The organism is Neorhizobium sp. SOG26 (genome assembly GCF_003491345.1).
Classification (GTDB): domain Bacteria; phylum Pseudomonadota; class Alphaproteobacteria; order Rhizobiales; family Rhizobiaceae; genus Neorhizobium; species Neorhizobium turbinariae.
The window spans coordinates 225,768-242,884 of record NZ_CP025513.1 but is presented as its reverse complement, the minus strand read 5'-3'; the positions used below and the strand labels follow the sequence as shown (position 1 = coordinate 242,884).

General features: G+C 61.3%; 13 protein-coding genes. 4 read left to right on the top strand and 9 right to left on the bottom strand.

The annotated features are described in order from the left end of the window. The first annotated feature begins 43 nt into the window (after positions 1-43). Genes CYG48_RS17750 through CYG48_RS17735 form a run of 4 tightly spaced genes read left to right on the top strand, consistent with a single transcriptional unit; the run spans position 44 to position 5,053 of the window. Entirely contained in the window at positions 44-982 is a 939-nt protein-coding gene (locus CYG48_RS17750) for an ABC transporter permease (RefSeq protein WP_118851914.1), read from the top strand. After that, positions 979-1,833 (top strand): ABC transporter permease, encoded by an 855-nt coding sequence (locus tag CYG48_RS17745; RefSeq protein WP_118851913.1) that lies wholly within the window; start codon positions 979-981, stop codon positions 1,831-1,833. The genes CYG48_RS17750 and CYG48_RS17745 overlap by 4 nt, the downstream gene beginning before the upstream one ends. After that, on the top strand, positions 1,830-3,506 hold the full coding sequence (locus tag CYG48_RS17740; protein ID WP_118851912.1) for a dipeptide ABC transporter ATP-binding protein: 1,677 nt from the start codon (positions 1,830-1,832) through the stop codon (positions 3,504-3,506). The genes CYG48_RS17745 and CYG48_RS17740 overlap by 4 nt, the downstream gene beginning before the upstream one ends. A 32-nt stretch (positions 3,507-3,538) precedes the next feature. Beyond that, complete coding sequence (locus tag CYG48_RS17735; RefSeq protein ID WP_118851911.1) at positions 3,539-5,053, top strand: ABC transporter substrate-binding protein; 1,515 nt, start codon at positions 3,539-3,541, stop codon at positions 5,051-5,053. Between the two features lie 82 nt (positions 5,054-5,135). Here the strand turns inward: CYG48_RS17735 and CYG48_RS17730 are convergent, their stop codons facing one another. From CYG48_RS17730 to CYG48_RS17685, 9 genes are all read right to left on the bottom strand, one after another. Then, positions 5,136-6,701 carry a D-aminopeptidase gene (locus CYG48_RS17730; protein ID WP_245450582.1) on the bottom strand — a complete coding sequence of 522 codons (1,566 nt, stop codon included), beginning with the start codon at positions 6,699-6,701 and terminating at the stop codon, positions 5,136-5,138. A 437-nt stretch (positions 6,702-7,138) separates the two neighbouring features. Beyond that, complete coding sequence (locus CYG48_RS17720) at positions 7,139-8,689, bottom strand: flotillin family protein (protein WP_118851909.1); 1,551 nt, start codon at positions 8,687-8,689, stop codon at positions 7,139-7,141. Between the two features lie 24 nt (positions 8,690-8,713). Then, the gene (locus tag CYG48_RS17715) at positions 8,714-10,189 is read right to left on the bottom strand and encodes an aldehyde dehydrogenase family protein (RefSeq protein WP_118851908.1); all 1,476 of its coding nucleotides are present in this window, start codon (positions 10,187-10,189) and stop codon (positions 8,714-8,716) included. A gap of 12 nt (positions 10,190-10,201) precedes the next feature. Next, complete coding sequence (locus CYG48_RS17710; RefSeq protein WP_118851907.1) at positions 10,202-11,482, bottom strand: ABC transporter ATP-binding protein; 1,281 nt, start codon at positions 11,480-11,482, stop codon at positions 10,202-10,204. Beyond that, the gene (locus CYG48_RS17705; protein ID WP_118851906.1) at positions 11,475-12,203 is read right to left on the bottom strand and encodes an ABC transporter ATP-binding protein; all 729 of its coding nucleotides are present in this window, start codon (positions 12,201-12,203) and stop codon (positions 11,475-11,477) included. Before CYG48_RS17705 ends, CYG48_RS17710 begins: the two co-directional genes overlap by 8 nt. Further along, positions 12,200-13,141, bottom strand: a complete 942-nt coding sequence (locus CYG48_RS17700; RefSeq protein WP_118851905.1) for a branched-chain amino acid ABC transporter permease — start codon at positions 13,139-13,141, stop codon at positions 12,200-12,202. Before CYG48_RS17700 ends, CYG48_RS17705 begins: the two co-directional genes overlap by 4 nt. After that, positions 13,138-14,004 (bottom strand): branched-chain amino acid ABC transporter permease, encoded by an 867-nt coding sequence (locus tag CYG48_RS17695; RefSeq protein WP_118851904.1) that lies wholly within the window; start codon positions 14,002-14,004, stop codon positions 13,138-13,140. The genes CYG48_RS17700 and CYG48_RS17695 overlap by 4 nt, the downstream gene beginning before the upstream one ends. Before the next feature lie 223 nt (positions 14,005-14,227). Further along, positions 14,228-15,430, bottom strand: a complete 1,203-nt coding sequence (locus CYG48_RS17690) for an amino acid ABC transporter substrate-binding protein (RefSeq protein ID WP_118851903.1) — start codon at positions 15,428-15,430, stop codon at positions 14,228-14,230. A 30-nt stretch (positions 15,431-15,460) separates the two neighbouring features. Then, positions 15,461-16,915 (bottom strand): aldehyde dehydrogenase family protein, encoded by a 1,455-nt coding sequence (locus CYG48_RS17685; RefSeq protein WP_118851902.1) that lies wholly within the window; start codon positions 16,913-16,915, stop codon positions 15,461-15,463. Between the last annotated feature and the right edge of the window lie 202 nt (positions 16,916-17,117).

Here is a 17,117-nt window from a genome sequence, read left to right as displayed (position 1 = left end):
ACTCGCGTTTGCGCCCTTCGCATCAAGGGTGACGGTTGAGCCCATGCATCGATATCGATTCGTTCTTTACCGACCGCTGCAACTGCTGCCCGTCCTGTTCGGGATCAGCATCATCACGTTCGTGCTCGTACGTCTCATCCCGGGTGATCCGGCACGTGTCCTTCTGGGCACGCGCGCAACGCCGACTGCGCTGGCGCGGATTCGCGAGCAATACGGTCTGGATGAGCCGATCTGGCTTCAATACGTGTACTTCATCGAGAACCTGGCGCGCGGTGAAATGGGTAAATCCATCCTGTACAAGATCGACGTGCTCCGCCTGATCGCCACGCGCATCGAGCCGACGCTGATGCTGGTGCTCACGAGCGTCGTTCTATCGATCCTCATCGCACTTCCAATGTCTGCCATAGCGGCACGGCGCCAGGGTCGGTTGCCGGATCATGCCGTCCGTGTGATTTCCACCATGGGGATCGGTTTCCCGCCATTCTGGCTTGCCTTGATGCTGATCATCTTCTTCAGCGTGCAGCTCGATCTCTTCCCGGTTTCCGGATACGGCGACACCTTTGTTGACAAGCTCTGGCACCTGGCTTTGCCGAGCTTGACGATTGCATTGTCGCTTTCTGCGGTGATCACGCGAAGCCTTCGTGCGGCAATGATCCAGTCTCTGAGGTCCGACATCGCAACTGCTGCGCGGGCGAGGGGCATGCCGGAACGCATTGTATTCTGGCGGCACGTTCTGCCGAATTCGCTTGTTCCGACGATCAACCTGCTCGCCGTGAATATTGGCTGGCTGATCGGCGGCAGCGTGGTGATCGAAACCGTATTCGCATTGCCGGGAATGGGCCAGTTGCTGGTTCGGGCAATCTTCTCGCGCGACTACATGGTCGTGCAGGGCGTCGCCATGGTCTTCGCCTGCGCGACGGTCCTTGTTAATTTCCTCGCCGATGTCGTCACCGTCACGGTCGATCCGAGGGTCAAGCTATGAGTGTGTCGACCGCACGTCTTCCTCTTTCGATCGGTTTCAGCCGTTGGCTCGGCCGTCATCTGACGCTGGCGCTCGGCCTTGGCCTCCTGGCGTTCTTCATTGTCGTCGCATTGGCTGCGCCTCTTATTGCTCCGTATGATCCGGTGATGCAGACAGCGGAGGTACGCCTGCAGCCGCCTTCGCTCAGCCACCCGTTCGGGACGGATAACTTTGGTCGCGATATCCTCTCGCGGGTCATCTGGGGTGCGCGGATCGACCTCCAGATTGCCTTTATCGGGGTGATCTTTCCGTTCGTGATCGGAACGCTGCTTGGGACGATTGCCGGGTTCTTTGGTGGCTTCGTGGATGCGGTGTTCATGCGCATCATCGACGTCATCCTTGCCTTCCCGTTCCTTGTGCTGATGCTGTCCATCATCGCCATCCTCGGTCCGGGTCTCACCAGCTTCTATATCGCCATGGCGCTCGTCGGCTGGGTATCCTATGCCCGCCTCGTGCGGGCACAGATACTGGTGCTGAAGAACAGCGACTACGCGGTTGCCGCCGTCAGTCTCGGCTTCAGCCGGACGCGCATCATGTTCCGTCACCTCCTGCCGAACGCAGTCGCTGGTTCTTTGGTATTCGTGATGTCGGATGCCGTGCTCGTGCTGCTGAACGGTGCGGCGATCAGCTATCTCGGTCTCGGCGTTCAACCGCCGACTGCGGAATGGGGCATCATGGTCGCCGAGGGCCAGCCCTTCATCACCACCGGGTGGTGGATCCCGCTCTTCCCCGGCCTTTCCATCGTCTTTCTCGCGTTCGCATTCAGCCTGCTCGGCGATGCGCTGGGCGACATGCTGGGGGTCCACGAATGACTGCTCCGCTTCTGTCGATCCGCGACCTCGTCGTGAACTTCCATGACGACGTCTCGCCGCGAACCCTGATCGATCATGTTTCCGTTGATCTGGCCGAGGGTGAAATCCTTGGACTGGTGGGAGAAAGCGGCTCGGGCAAGAGTTTGCTCTGCCGCGCGGTCATGGGCCTCTTGCCGTCGACCAAGCTGTCAATCGACGAGGGCTCGGTCGAACTTTCGGGTCGCGATCTGGTGAAGGCGAGTTCAGCCGAAATGCTCGCCGTTCGGGGGCGCGAGATCGGCATGATCTTCCAGAACCCGAGCAGTCACCTCGATCCGGTCATGAAAATCGGTCAACAGATCGCAGAAGGCATCCGTTTCCATCAAGGAGCGACGGCCAGTGAGGCGCGCGAAGCGGCCATCGCGATGCTGGCACAGGTCGGTTTTCCCGATCCGAAACGCCAGTTCAACAACTATCCGCATGAATTTTCTGGTGGAATGCGACAGCGGGCAATGATCGCAGCTGCTTTGTCGTGCCGGCCGAAGATCCTGATCGCCGACGAACCGACGACCGCACTTGACGTGACGATCCAGGCCCAGATCCTGGAACTCATTCTTGATCTCCGGGAGAGGCTTGGCCTGTCGGTCATTATGATTACACACGATCTTGGCATCGTCGCGCAAACCTGCGACCGGATTGCGGTCATGCGCCACGGTCGATTGGTGGAGCAGGGCGAGAAGCGGCAGATCCTCGCTGCTCCGAAGCATGATTACACACAGATGCTGATTGGCAGCCACCCATCATTGCCGGCTGAAGAGATGACCACGCCTGCCGCCGAGGAGATGACCAACTGCCACAAGACGAAACCCTTGCTTGAGATCGATGATCTCCACGTGCGGTTTGATGTCGGCGGCTCCTTCTTCAACGGCGGCAGCAAGGTCGTTCATGCCGTCAAGGGTGTAAGCCTGCAGGTCATGCCAGGGAACACCATCGGTATTGTTGGGGAGTCGGGCAGCGGCAAGAGTACACTCGCGCGTGCCATACTGGGCCTGACGCCGCTTTCCTCGGGCCACGTGACCTTCGACGGTGTTGATCTGGCGCAGCAGCCGAGACAGGCAGTTGCCAAACTCCGCCGCGAGACCGCGATGGTGTTCCAGGATCCGCTCAATGCGCTCAATCCACGCATGACAGTCGGCGAAACGCTGGGCGAGGTGCTTCGATTCCACGGGACGCCGTCGGCTGATATACCGGGCCGCATCAACGAATTGCTTGATCTCGTGCATCTCGGGCGGGAATTTGCGGACCGCCGTCCGCGGAGCATGAGCGGCGGGCAGTGCCAGCGCGTCGGCATTGCGAGGGCACTTGCGGTCAACCCGCGCCTAATCATAGCCGACGAGTGCGTCGCCGCGCTCGATGTGACCATCCAGAAGCAGATCGTCGATCTCTTTGCCGAACTGAAGGAACGGATGAACCTAACGCTGCTCTTCATCGCGCACGATCTGGCGATCGTTCGCAACCTCTGTGAGCGGGTTGTGGTCATGTATCACGGTGAAGTCGTGGAGGAGGGGCGATCAGCCGACGTCTTCGCTCGCCCGCAAAAGGCTTACACGGCGGCCCTTATCCATGCCGTGCCGGATATCGATCCGGACAAAAAGCTCCTGGCGCCAAAGATTGCGGCGCCGACTGCCGCCTGACCACAGACAAGATCAACGAAGGGGAATATCAGATGTTGAAAAAATGGATGAAAATCGGCCTCGTGACCGTCATGACGTCGCTTTCCGTCGGGGCGGGGCTCGCCGAGGCGGCTGGCGTCCTTACGATCGGCCGTCGCGAAGACTCCTCCACATTCGATCCGATCAAGACTGCGCAGAACATCGATTTCTGGGTGTTCTCGAACGTCTATGATGTCCTCGTGCGCGTCGACAAGACCGGCACCAAGCTGCAGCCTGGCCTCGCGGAGAGCTGGACAATCTCGGACGACGGTCTGACCTATACCTTCAAGATGCGCGAGGCCAAGTTCTCGGATGGCAGCGCGATCACAGCTGAAGATGCTGCGTTCAGCCTGCTGCGTATCCGCGACAACGAAGGTTCGCTCTGGAGCGACTCCTACAGCGTGATCAAGACGGCTGAAGCGACGGACCCCAAGACCCTCGTGATCACGCTCACTGGTCCCTCGGCCCCGTTCCTGTCCACGCTCGCCATGCCTGGCGCCTCGATCATCTCGAAGGCGGGGATGGAATCGGTGGGTGAGGACGCCTACGCTGAGATGCCTGTAGCCTCCGGTGCCTTCATTGTGAAGGAATGGCGCCGCGGTGACCGTGTCATCCTCGAGAAGAACCCGAATTTCTGGGAGGCAGAACGCGTCTCCCTCGATGGCGTCGAATGGATCTCTGTACCCGACGACAATACCCGCATGTTGAACGTGCAGGCGGGTCAGCTGGACGCTGCGATCTTCGTGCCGTTCTCGCGCGTTGCGGAACTTCAGAAGGACGCAAACCTGACCGTCCATCTCAACACCTCCACACGCGAAGACCACCTGCTCATCAACCACGAGCATGGCGATCTGGCGAAGAAGGAAGTCCGTGAGGCGATCGACTATGCGATCAACAAGAAGGCGATCGTTGACACCGTCACCTTTGGTTTCGGAGAAGTAGCCTATTCCTTCGTACCAAAAGGCGCTCTTTATCACTATGCTGACAACCTTCAGCGGCCTCATGACCCTGAGAAGGCAAAGGAGCTTCTGGCCGCTGCAGGCGTCAGTGGCCTTACGCTCAACTACATCGTGAACGCCGGCAACGAGGTTGACGAACAGATCGCGGTCCTTCTCCAGCAGCAGTTGCAGGCGGCTGGAATCACGGTCAACCTGCAGAAGATGGATCCCAGCCAGACCTGGGATACGCTCGTCGCCGGTGATTATGACCTGTCGGTCATGTACTGGACGAATGACATTCTCGACCCCGACCAGAAAACGACCTTCGTCGTAGGCCATGACACCAACATGAACTACATGACCCGTTACAACAACGAGAAGGTCAAGGAACTTGTTGCTGCTGCCCGTCTTGAAATGGATCCGGCAAAACGCGAGCAGATGTACGTCGACATCCAGAAGATGTCCAAGGATGACGTCCACTGGATCGACCTTTACTACAGCCCCTTCATCAACGTCACCCGAAAGAACATCGAGAACTTCCACCAGAATCCTCTCGGCCGCTTCTTCTTGGAAGACACCGTAAAGAACTGATTGTCAGCCTTCCTTCCGACTGGTTAACGTAGAAAGGCCCGTCCGGCGATGTCGGACGGGCCTTTGATGGCTCTGGTGCTCTTCAGCGTCCTACGGGACGATATCCGATGTTTCGGGCGAGCCAGCAACCGATCGTCAATCCACTGACGGGTCCGTTGCCGCTCCTGTGGACCTGGACCGTCCAGTCTCCCGGTGCTGGCGCATCCATCGAACGTCGGCAGGGCAGTGTCCAGATATCTTGGGCCGCGGGATAAAGAGGTGTCATTTCGCCTTTGCCAAGGAAGCCTTCGAAGAAGCCGTAGAACACCCCGTTCGTTTCCACGATCTCGAGAAATGCATCAAGCTCGCGGGCGTGGTACCGCCCAGCAATGTCCCGCACGGGCTCACCTGAAACCTTTTTCGCGGTGCCGCGCAGGTTCTCCCGCCAGCGCTCGAACTCCATCTCGTCGCCGCGTCGGGCTAACGTCATGGCGGGTGAGCGGGCGGTGTTATCGTCCCCAATCGTTAGGCGCTCCGGCGATCCCGCAAATGTTGCCTTAAGGCCGCTGTGGCCGGGGGCGAGCGTCATCAACAGGCCGGTGCCAGGGTCGAGATAACGTCCTTTCCAGGCGGGATCGGCTGGCGCTTCACCCGGCGTCTCCCGCGGAAGCCCAAGCGCAGCCTTCATGAGGTGCCGCGCTGCTGCCTGGGCATCGCCTTCGTGGTTAAACAGAACGACGACGGACAATCGCTCGGACGCAGCATGGATCCGGTGGCAGCGGAAGCCACGCAAGGCCCCGCCATGTCCAGTCGTCGGCGTCTCCCCCACCATGTCATGGGCAAGACCGTTGCCGTAGGGTGCCTCGTTGCCGTCCGAAAAGACCTGTGGGCTTGAAAGCCGTCGGTAGAGTCCGGTCTCGTCCTCACGCGTCCGATCGATGAAACGCTCCCACGCGAGCATGTCGTCCAGCGACGCGGATATGCCGGCGTCTCCGGTCCAGTAGATCCTGTTCGTCGCGGGGAAGAAGCCGGTCGTGTCGTTCCCTTCGTGGCCGACGACGCCGTCAGCGGGCGTGGTTGTATCCGGAAGAAGTTCGGCCGTTTCCATTCCTGCGACGTCAAAGATTCGCTCGCGGTAAAGCTTTCCGAGAGAACGTCCCGTATGATCCTCGATCACGTCGGAGAGGATGCGGAAGTTGCCGTTTGAGTAGGAATATCGGCTTGCCGGAGCAAATTGCGTGGTGCGCATGCGCGCAAAGAGCGGCTTGGCGTCCTCCCTTCGGAACACGTCCTCGGCATCGGCGCCATGCAGCACCGTCAATGCCCAGTAGTCTCTGAGGCCAGACTGGTTGTTGCAGAGATGGCGGATGCTCGGCCGTGTCGTCTCGAGGTTCGGCAGGTATGTTTGCAGCGCCGCGTCGAAGTGCTCCAGTTGTTCGCCGAGATCCAGCAGGACGCCACAGGTGAACTGTTTGCTGATTGAGCAAATCGGAAAGCGGGTTTGCGCCGTCACCGGCAGATGCTTTTTGAGGTCAGCGTATCCCCAAGTATGTTGGAGGACGATTTCGCCGTCTTTGACGATGCCGATTGCGCCGCCCGGACCGTGTGTCTTTTCAGCAAGCTGGTATGCTTCACGCATCACGCTTTTGATATCGATCGATGTCGTCATGAGGATTTTCTTGTGCTGGGGAGGATGTTGCGTTTCAACCTCTAACAGGCACCTTGGTCAAGCGAAACCCGCTGAAGAACCCAATCGACTGGGCGTCACGTCCGGCCCTGAGTTCGGGATTTAAGCACAAACCTTGCTTCATCATCAGGGTTTCCGGGGATGGGGCACTCGCTGGCGTGCGCGCCCAGGCGCACCTGAAGTATATCGTCAACGGGATGCTCGCGCAGGTTTTTGTCTGCCCAGGAATCGTCATCCCCTCACCAATGACGCGGTGGTCGACGGTCTTCTCGTCGACCACAAGATCATCGTCTTCACAGAGGAGAAGCTACGCGCGTTCATTCACTCGCTTTGAGCTTCGCTCCAGACGGAAACCGGAGTCGGCTTGCGGGGCTGCCGGACCTGCTGCCGGCCTTGCTCAGTTCCCGTACTACCCCCGATCATCGAGGATCCTCGGGGATAAATTTTTCGAGGTTGAGCCCGACTGCATCGCCGAGTTTCTTCATGGTCGGCAGCGTTACGGCCATGTCGAGAATGGCGTTGACGGTGTGATCGACTGGTGAGGCTGGACGCTCCCCACCGTCCGCGGCGCGACCAAGCCCAGTGATGTGGTTGATCGAAATGCCTTTGATCTTCTCTGCCGGCTTGACCATTTCGCCAATGATTGCGGGAAGGGCCGCGAGCCGCGCCTTTTCAAGCTCCATGGCTGCGAGTTCCGGTGAGCGGCTATTTTCCGCCTTTATGCGCGCGGCCTCGCCGTCTGCTTCAGCGTGTTTGAGAATCCGTAGCGTTTCGGCCTCCTCGCGCTTGACGAGGCCACGGGTCTTGGCTGCAAACTGATCGCTCTCCGACGTAATCTTTACGCGAGTTGCCTGGGCTTCCGCCTCCTGCTGGGCGGCCAGCAGCGCCAGCTGCTTGCGGCGTTCCGCTTCTGCGAGTTGCCTCAGCGTCGAAAGTTCCTCCTCGGCCTTGATGATGGCCGCCCTGGCCTCGGTGGCCTCAGCCTTTGCCTGGCTTTCCTCGCGGCTCTTGGCAGCGATCTGGATTGCCCGGTCCTGCTCGGCAATTTCAAGCGCACGCGCCTGCAGGATCTCCGCCTCGCGTATCACCTGTTCACGTGCCAGCGCCGCGGTCTGGATCGTCCGCTCCATTTCGATGCGCGCTTCGGCTGCGGCGGCCTCGGCCTCAGCCTTGCGGCGGGCGACCTCCGCCAGCTGTTGTGCGAGCAAGAGCTCGATCTCCTGTGTCTGCTGGATCTCGGCCCGGCGCTGTTCAAGCTCGATCTCCAGCTTACGACGGTTGGAGTCCACCTCCGCACGGCGGACGCTGACTTGGCTTTCACCCTCGATCTCGGCGCGTTCCTTCTTGGACTTGGCGATGACTTCGGCCAGCTTGCGCATGCCCACGGCGTTGAAGGCGTTGTTCTCGTCGAGCGCCGAAAACGGTGTCTGGTCGAGCGAGGTCAACGAAACGCTATCAAGCTGCAAGCCGTATTTCGACAGCGTGCCGGCGAGCGAATCGTGCACCTGGCGAACAAACTCGCCGCGGTTTTCATGCAGTTCGTCCATGGTCATCTGCGCGGCGACGGCGCGCAACGCATCGACCATCATGCCGTCGATCAGTGATTTAAGCTGGTCCGGCTGAAAGGTGCGGCGCCCGAGTGTCTGCGAGGCGCGCACGACGGCTGCCTCTTCGGGCACAACGGAGATGTAGAACTCCGCACCGACATCGATGCGCATGCGATCCTTGGTGATCAGCGCGTGGTCGCCGGTGCGGGCGACATCCATGCGGATCGTCTGCATGTTCACGCGGCTGACCTCGTGGAAATAGGGAATTGCCAGCGTGCCGCCATCGATCACTACCTTGCGTCCGCCGATCCCGGTGCGGATGAGGCTTACCTCGTTGGTGGCGCGTTCGTAGAACCATGCCGCCAGTACGATGATGGCTGCCGCGATGGCGAGGAGGAGAATGATCCAGCCCAGAATGCCCATGGTCTTTTCCTTATCCCTTGTCGATCAGAACTGCGGCGGGAAGTGGCGGCCGCCGCGATCGAGCGTGATCCAGCGTAGTTCGGTAAAGGCATCCAGCGACCAGCGGCCGCCATAACGGCCAACGCCGCTCGCCTTGGTGCCGCCGAACGGAACATGCGGTTCATCATTGATATTCTGGCAGTTCACGTGGCAGATGCCGGTTTCCAGCCGTTCGGCAACACGCAGGGCGCGAGCCTCGTCTCGTGACCAGACGGCGGCGGTGAGCCCGTATTCGGTATCGTTGTTCAACGCCACTGCCTCGTTTTCATCGCGGAACGGGCAGACAACCACGACCGGTCCAAAGGTCTCATCGTGCCAGATGTTCATGGAGCTGTTGACATTGGTCAGCACCGTCGGCTCAACGAAATTGTCCCAGGCGCGGCCGCCGAGTTCCACCCGCGCGCCCTTGGCTACGGCGTCGTCGATCAGCGCCTTGACGCGTAGCGCCTGACGGTTGTTGACCAACGGGCCGATGATGTTGGAGGGGTCGTTGGTGTGGCCCGTCTTCAGTTTGCGGGCACGAGCGAGGAATTTGTCCATGAAGGGGTCAAAGACCTTCTCGTGCACCAGCAGCTTCTCGGTGGACATGCACACCTGCCCCTGGTGCATGAACGAGCCGAAATTGGCGGCGCGGGCAGCGGCGTCGAGATCGGCATCTTCCAGCAGGATCATCGAGTCCTTGCCGCCGAGTTCGACGCAGACCTTCTTGAGATAGGCGCCGCATTTGGCAGCGATCTGGCGGCCGACGGCGGTCGAGCCAGTAAAGCTGATGGCTTTGATCCGCGGGTTGGAGATCATTTCATCGCCCACGGCGCCAACGCTCTCGCGCGAGCAGGTGACGACGTTGAACACGCCGGGCGGGATGCCTGCTTCCTCGAGGATTTCGGCGAAGTAGAGGCCGCCGGAATAAGGCGTGTCCTCCGATGGTTTCAGCACTACCGTATTGCCGACGGCGAGTGCTGCCGCAAACCCGCGCGACGTGAGGATGCCTGGCATGTTCCACGGACTGATGACACCGACGACGCCGAGCGGAAAGCGCGTCGCCATCATGAACTTGTGGTGCTCGGAGGGCAGCACCTCGCCGATCGACTGGTAGCAGAGAGCGGAAGCGGAGCGGAACACCTCTGCCACGTAACCTGCCTCAAACAGGCCTTTGCCCTTCCAGCCGCCGCCTTCTGCCATGGCAGCCGCACAGAAGTCGTCCTTGCGCCTTTCCCATACGTCGGCGATCTTCAGCAGCATATGAGCGCGCTCGTGGAAGGCGCGGGCCGACCATTCACCGAATGCCGCCTGTGCCGCATCAATGGCGCGGCGCATGTCGGCGGCCGATCCATCCGGGATGCGGGCATAGACCGTGTTGTCCGAGGGGTTGAGATCCTCGAAGGTGCGAGCGGCAGGAACCCACTGCCCGCCGATGTAGAGCCCCTTGACCACGGGCGTGGGTTTGACGACGTCAAGCATGGGCTAATCTCCTCAGCTTCGGCGCGGATCGCGAGGTGCTGTCCGGGCGCGGATCGCCGCCTCCTCGATCTCTTTCAGGATGGATTGCAGGCGATCCTGGCTGTTGCCCGGACCAGTGGAAGGAATGTTCGGCATGGTAGGTGCCGTGAAAACTAGTGAACGAGGTGGAGCGGCGGGCAGGGTGTTGCCGTAGCGCTCGCGGCTGGATTGGCTCGCCTCGCTAACGAGCTCGCCGATCGAAAGGCCGTTCAACAAGGCGTCGGCTTTGCCGCGCATAGCAGGTGCGGGCGGCGAGGACGGGGCTGGTCTGATCGGCGCCTCATCCACCTGCCTGAAGTTTCTTGCGACTTCGGGGTATCCCGTCTCCCGGCTTGCGGGGATTGGCGGGCCCAGCGTAACGGAGGCCGAGGGAGGAGCTGCCTCCTGGCGAACGGGAGCGGCAGCCGACAAGCCGGCCAGCGCTGCAGCAGCGATATCGTCAGGCGAAGAGCCCGTTATGCGCGGCGGCGTGTAGCTCGACGCCGGTACCGGAGCGGATATCGCGGGTTGCGCTGCCGAACGGTGGCTGGATGCGCCGGTGCGACCGCCGCCACCGAGATAGGCCGCCTGCACCGCCGGGTCCTTGCGTAGATCTTCAGCCTTGCCCTCGTGGATGATACGGCTGTTTTCCAGGAGGTAGCCGCGATCGGCAATAGCGAGGCTCTGCCTGGCGTTCTGCTCCACCAACAATATGCCGATGCCGGTATCCCGCACAGTCTTCAGCGCCTGGAACAACTCCTTGCAGAGCAGGGGAGAAAGGCCGAGCGAAGGTTCATCGAGGGTCAGCAGCACCGGATTGGACATCATCGCCCGGCCAATTGCGACCATCTGCTGTTCGCCGCCTGACATGGTCCGCACCACCTGCCGGCGACGCTCGTGGAGCTTCGGAAACAGCCTGAGAACACGTTCCAGGTTGCCGCTTTCTTCGTCGCGGGCGCGGGGTGCATGTGCACCCAGCCGCAGGTTTTCCGCCACGGTGAGATCGCCGAAGACACCGCGTCCTTCCGGCACCAGCGCGATACCTTCATCGACAATGCGATTCGGCGTCAGTCCAAGAATGTCCTTGCCCTGCATGGTGATGGTGCCGCTGGCGCGCCCCTCACAGATGCCGGATATGGCCTTGAGCAGGGTGGATTTACCAGCGCCGTTGGCCCCCAGGATGACGACGATTTCGCCGCGGCCAATCTTCAGTGACGCGTTTTCAAGCGCGCGATGTTGGCCGTAGGACACCGAAAGACCTTGTACCTCAAGCATCGTCGTCCCCCAGATAAGCGCGGATAACGGCTGGATCTGACAGCACCTCGGTCGGCGTACCCTCTGCAATCTTGGTGCCGGCTGCCATCACCACGCAACGGTCACACAGCGAGCGGATCGCATCCATCACGTGCTCAACCAGAATGACGGTGCGGCCTTCGTCGCGCAGGCTGCGGATCAGGTGAATGCCTTCTTCCAGTTCGGTCGGGTTAAGGCCCGCCAGCCATTCGTCGAGCAGCACGACGCGCGGTTCTCCCGCCAGCACGCGGGCAAGCTCGACACGCTTGGTATCGATGTAGGTAAGCTGGCCCACCGTCATGTGGCCACGACCACCCATGCCGACCTTTTCCAGCATTGCCTCTGCCACGGCTTCGGCCTCGTGACCCCAGTGGCGGCGGTGGCCGAAGACAGCGCCAGCCTTGACGTTTTCCATGACCGTCATGGATGGCAACAACCGCACCAGCTGGAAGGTGCGGGCAATGCCGCGACGGGCGATATCCTGCGCCTGAAGATGGGTGATCGGCTGTCCACGCAGGCTGATCGAACCGGCCGATAGCGGAAAGGCGCCGGAAATCAGGTTCAGTGTTGTTGATTTGCCGGAGCCGTTCGGGCCGATCAGGCCGAGGATCTGATGTTCGGTGACGTCGAAATCCATGCGGTTGACGGCGACGAGGCCGCCGAAACGCTTCGTCACACCACGCAGCGAAAGCAACGCCGTCATGCGAAGCCCTCCGAGTTCCGCATCCGTCGCCTGGCGGCGTCGATCAGGCCGACAAAACCCTTTGGCAGCAGGTAGACAATGACGAGGAAGCAGACTCCGAGCAGCAGCGTCGTCTGGTTGGGGAAGGAGGCTGAAATTCCCTCCCACAGGAAGGTGAAGGGGATGACGCCCACCAGCGGCCCCCACAGCCGACCGGTGCCACCGAGCAGCGCCATGATCACCACCTGGAAGGACAACATCGGGGTGAATGCAAGTGCCGGCTCCAGATAGACGTAACGCGGCGCAAGGATAGCGCCGGTGATTGCCGCCACCGCGCCCGGCACCATGAACAGCAGGATCTTTGCCCGTGCGGTGTTGATGCCAGAATCGCGCGCCACCTGTTCATCGTCACCGATGATGCGCAGCGCAAAGCCCAGGCGCGAGCGGCCGATCAACCAACCCAGCAGCCATACGAGCGCCGCAAGGCCGAGCAACTGCCAGTAGATGTGCGCCTCGGTTATCTGTGTCAGAACATAGATGCCCTTGGTGCCGGAAATGTTCTGGATCCAGGTGATGGCTTGCCGAACAAATTCCGCGAGTCCCAGTGTGAAAATGACGAAGTAGACGCCGGAAAGCCGGAGCGTCGCGAGACCGACGAGCGCTGCCATGACCGCGCCGATGACACCGGCGATCGGCAACAGGGTCCAGTAGGGCAGGTGCTGGATTCCGATGCCGGTGACGTAGGCGCCGACACCGAAAAAGGCGGCTGTCGCCAGCGAGATATAATGCGTCGGACCGGAAAACAGCGCCCAGCTGGTGGCAAGCACCGTGTACATGGCGATCGTTACGCCGATCGTCAGATTGTACGCGCCCGAGCTCAACGGCAGGCAGGCGGCGATGATAAGGGCGATGGCGCAGAGAGCGAGATTGCCCCAGTCGCGGGGTGACAAGGCCGTCATGTCGTAGGCCTCCCGAACAGGCCCTGCGGGCGAAACAGCAGGATGACGACGAACAGCAGGTAGGCGGCGGCCAGTGTCAGGCCGGGATCGATCATCCGGGCGACGAAGGTTTCGAGCAGGCCGAGCAATAGTGCCGCGACGATGGTGCCGCGGACATCACCGACGCCGCCCATGATGACGATCACGAGCGCCTTCAAGGTGAAGATCACGCCGGTCGAGGCATCAAGTGTGAGAAAGGTGGAGATCAGCGCCCCACCGGTGGCGGTGACCGCCCCACCGAGTGCAAAGGCGAGGGCTGCCGTGCGCCGCACGTCGATGCCGACGAGGCGCGCGCTGTCCGGTGCGACAGAAATGGCGCGGATCGTCATGCCGGCGCGGCTTCGGGCGAGCCACAGCCACAGCGCTCCGCAGATCAAGACCGCCGAGAGGAAGGCCGCGACACGGTTGGCGCCGTAGGTATCGCCGAAAATATGGATGGGCGTCGAAAGATAAGAATAACTGAAATAGTCGCCACCGAAAAACGCGAGCATCAGTCCGACCGCGACAAACGAAAGGCCGAACGTGGTCAGGATCGCGTCGACTTCCAGCTGGCCGCGGGATCTGGCTCGTTTCACGAGGGGACCCAGGAAGATCACGTAGATCAGCCAGTTGAGCGCGAACGCCGCCGGTGCCACGAGAAACACCGTCAGCAATGGGCTGATCTGGCTGCCGGTCCAGAACCAGAAGGCGACGAACCCACCGGTGACGAGCATTTCGCCATTGGCGAGGTTCATGATGCGGGCCATGCCATATTGCAGGTTGAGCCCCATCGCGATCAACGCGTAGGTTCCACCCAGCAGCAGCCCTGTTATCAAGACATCCATTCTTTTCCCCGGCAGTCTCAGATCCTCGGGTTTTCGGTGCTGTCAGACGGTGGTGCAGCCCCCTCATCCGGCTTCCGCTTCGCCCTCTCTCCCGAAGGGAGAGGGTGGTCGGAAGTTACAGCATGGTCATTTCTCCCCACTGGGAAGAAAGTGCCGGCAGGCGGATGAGGAGGCTACGTTTCACGCATCCAACGTGGAACCCAGAGGAATTTTACGCTCTGGCTTACTGCCAGGCGCCCTTCTTCTTCACTTCCACCGCGCCATCGCGCCCGGTGGAGGCAACACCCTTGAACACGCCATCCTGCCACTGGCCGACGGTCCAGAACGCAGCGTTGTTGTTGTTCTCATCAAACTTGATCGGCCCTATAACGGTATCGAAGCTGTTCTCCTTGACGTGCTTGATGATCGCGGCATTGTCGAAAGATCCGACGGCTTCGATCGACTTCTCAAGGATCTGGAATGAGGAATAGACCATGGCGCTTGCCCAGTAGTCGGGCTTGGCTCCCGTCACCTGCTCATGACGCGCGGCGTATTCCTTGAACGCATCGCCATCGGCATGAACGCCGCCGATGCCAAGCACACCCTCGGCGCCGGCACCAAAGCGGCCGGCATAGGCCGGAAACGCCGTGGCCACTGCGGTGAAGAACGCGCCGACCTTGAGATCTTCGACGATCGCCTGTTCGGTGAGCGCAAATGTGTCCGGCGGATAGGACCAGGCGATGAACGCATCCGGTGTCGCCGCCTTGGCAGCCTTCATGACCGGCGAAAGGTCCTGCGTGCCAAGCGGATATGAGGTCTCGTAGACCAGTTCGAAGCCAGCTTCCTTGAAGGCTGGCTTGGCTTCGCCCATAAGCTCGATGCCGAACGCGTCGGCGACGTTGACCATGGCGAGCTTGTTGCCGATGTCGCCGCGTTCCTTCAGCTTCACCATGGTTTCCACCACGCTTGCCACGGTTGGCTTGGCGCCGCCGAGCGTGATGAAGACGTTGGGGAACTGCTTGGAAAGCTCATTCGCCTTGTCGGTGGTGGCAGTCGAGGTGATCATCGGCAGGCCGTAGCGTGCGTATATCGGTGCCGCCGCGAGGTTAAGGCCGGTGGAATAGGGGGGCAGAACGACCTTCACCTTGTCCTGGTCGACAAGGCGCTGGACGGCCTTGATCGTCTCGCCGGGATTGGTCTGGTCGTCATACTCGATTGCTTCGAGCTTGTAGGTGGTCGCGCCAACCTTCAGCCCGCCGCGGGCGTTGACGTCGTTGATCCACAGCTTGACGTTCGGCCAGTAGCTTACGGCAGCGCCGCCGGCCAGAGGACCGGTTTTCGGCGCGACGGCGCCGATCTTGAGCACCTCCTGCGCCAGAGCCGGAGCCCCGGCAACGCTCGCCGCGAGCACCAGTGCAGCAAGTCGCGTGAATGTCCTGCGTTTCATGTCCTTACTCCCTCCCATTATTGAACATTTTCAGACGTGCTGGCAGTCGACGGCCGGTTCCTCCCGTTCCGTCATCCATTGTATTTCCGTAAATTCTTCGATCACGGCGCGGCCACCGAACCGGCCGTATCCACTGGCCTTCATGCCGCCATAGGGCATGGCCGGGTCGTCGCAGACCGTCGTGCCGTTGATGTGCACAGCACCTGCCTCGATGCGTCTGGCAACGGCGCGGGCGCGAACGAGATCGCGCCCGAATACGGCTGCCGCCAGCCCATATTCCGTATCGTTGGCCACGGTGACCGCCTCGTCGGCATCCGCGACACGGACGATACCTACGACTGGGCCGAAGATTTCCTCCTCGTAGATCCGCATCCCGTAGGCGACGTGGTCGATGATCGTCGGCTGCATCAGCGTGCCAGCGTTCTCTCCCCCGGTCACAAGAACCGCACCCTTGGCCAAGGCGTCGTCGACCAGGCCGCGCAGCCGGGCGACGGAGTCAGGGCCGATGATATGACCGAAGGGTGCCTGCCCCGAGAGGATGTCGCCACGCAGCCGCTCCGCTTCGGCTCTCAGTTTCGCGGCAAAGGTATCAGCGACTGCTTCCTCGACCACGATACGGTCTGTCGACATGCAGACCTGTCCCTGGTTGAAGAAAGCGCCGTGGGCTACGGACTTCGCTGTTGCATCGAGATCTGCGTCCGCCAGCACCACTGAGGACGCCTTGCCGGACAGCTCCAGCAGGCAGCGCTTCAGATGGCGTGCCGCCGATGCCGCGATCTGGCGGCCGACACGCGTTGAGCCGGTAAAATTGACCCGCCGCACCGCCGGATGGGCAATCAGCGCATCCACCACGTCATGGGCGTCCTCCGGGGCATTGCTGACAAAATTCAGGACGCCGTCCGGCAGGCCAGCATCGATGAGCGTTTGCGCCACCGTTTCGTGCATCTTTGGGCAGAGCTCGGACCCCTTGAGCACAACGGTATTTCCCAGCGCCAGAGGAGCGGCGACTGCCCGCACCGCAAGAGCCACGGCCGCATTCCACGGTGCGAGGCCAAGCACGACACCAGCGGGGCGGCGGATCAGGCGATACCGGACGCCGGGTGGCGCGCCATGCGCGTTCTCCTCGCCTATGGCATCGGCAAGGCTTGCCGCCTGCCTGAGCGTAGCCTGGGCGATCTCCACATTGAAGCGGATCCAGTCGGGAGCGGCGCCGACCTCCCGGGCGCCGATAGCGCAGAGAGTTTCGACGCGTTCCTGAAGCAAGTCTGCGCCACGAAGCAGCAAGGCGGCGCGTTCGCATGGTGTAAGGGCCGACCAAAGGGGAAAGGCTCCAGCGGCCGCGTCGGCGGCGGTTTCGGCCTCGGATACGCCGAAGGCAGCGGCGAGCGTTAGAACAGCGCCCGTGACCAAGTCGCGGCGTTCATAAACACGCTCCTCCAGTGCGGAGACTGCAGCGCCCCCGACAATACCCCTTGCCACGAACATTCGTCCTCCCAAACGGTTGTTCGTATCCCCCCAAGGCCCGCGAGATCGTGAAGTTCATCACTGGCCACGAGCGATATTCTGGTTGACATGGTGACAGAGTAAATGACGATTTGTGGGAATGTATTTTCGATCTGAGGGGATTGGAGTGCCGGAACCACGCCGGGCTATTGCGACTTCCACGACGCGACCGGAGGTTCCGGTT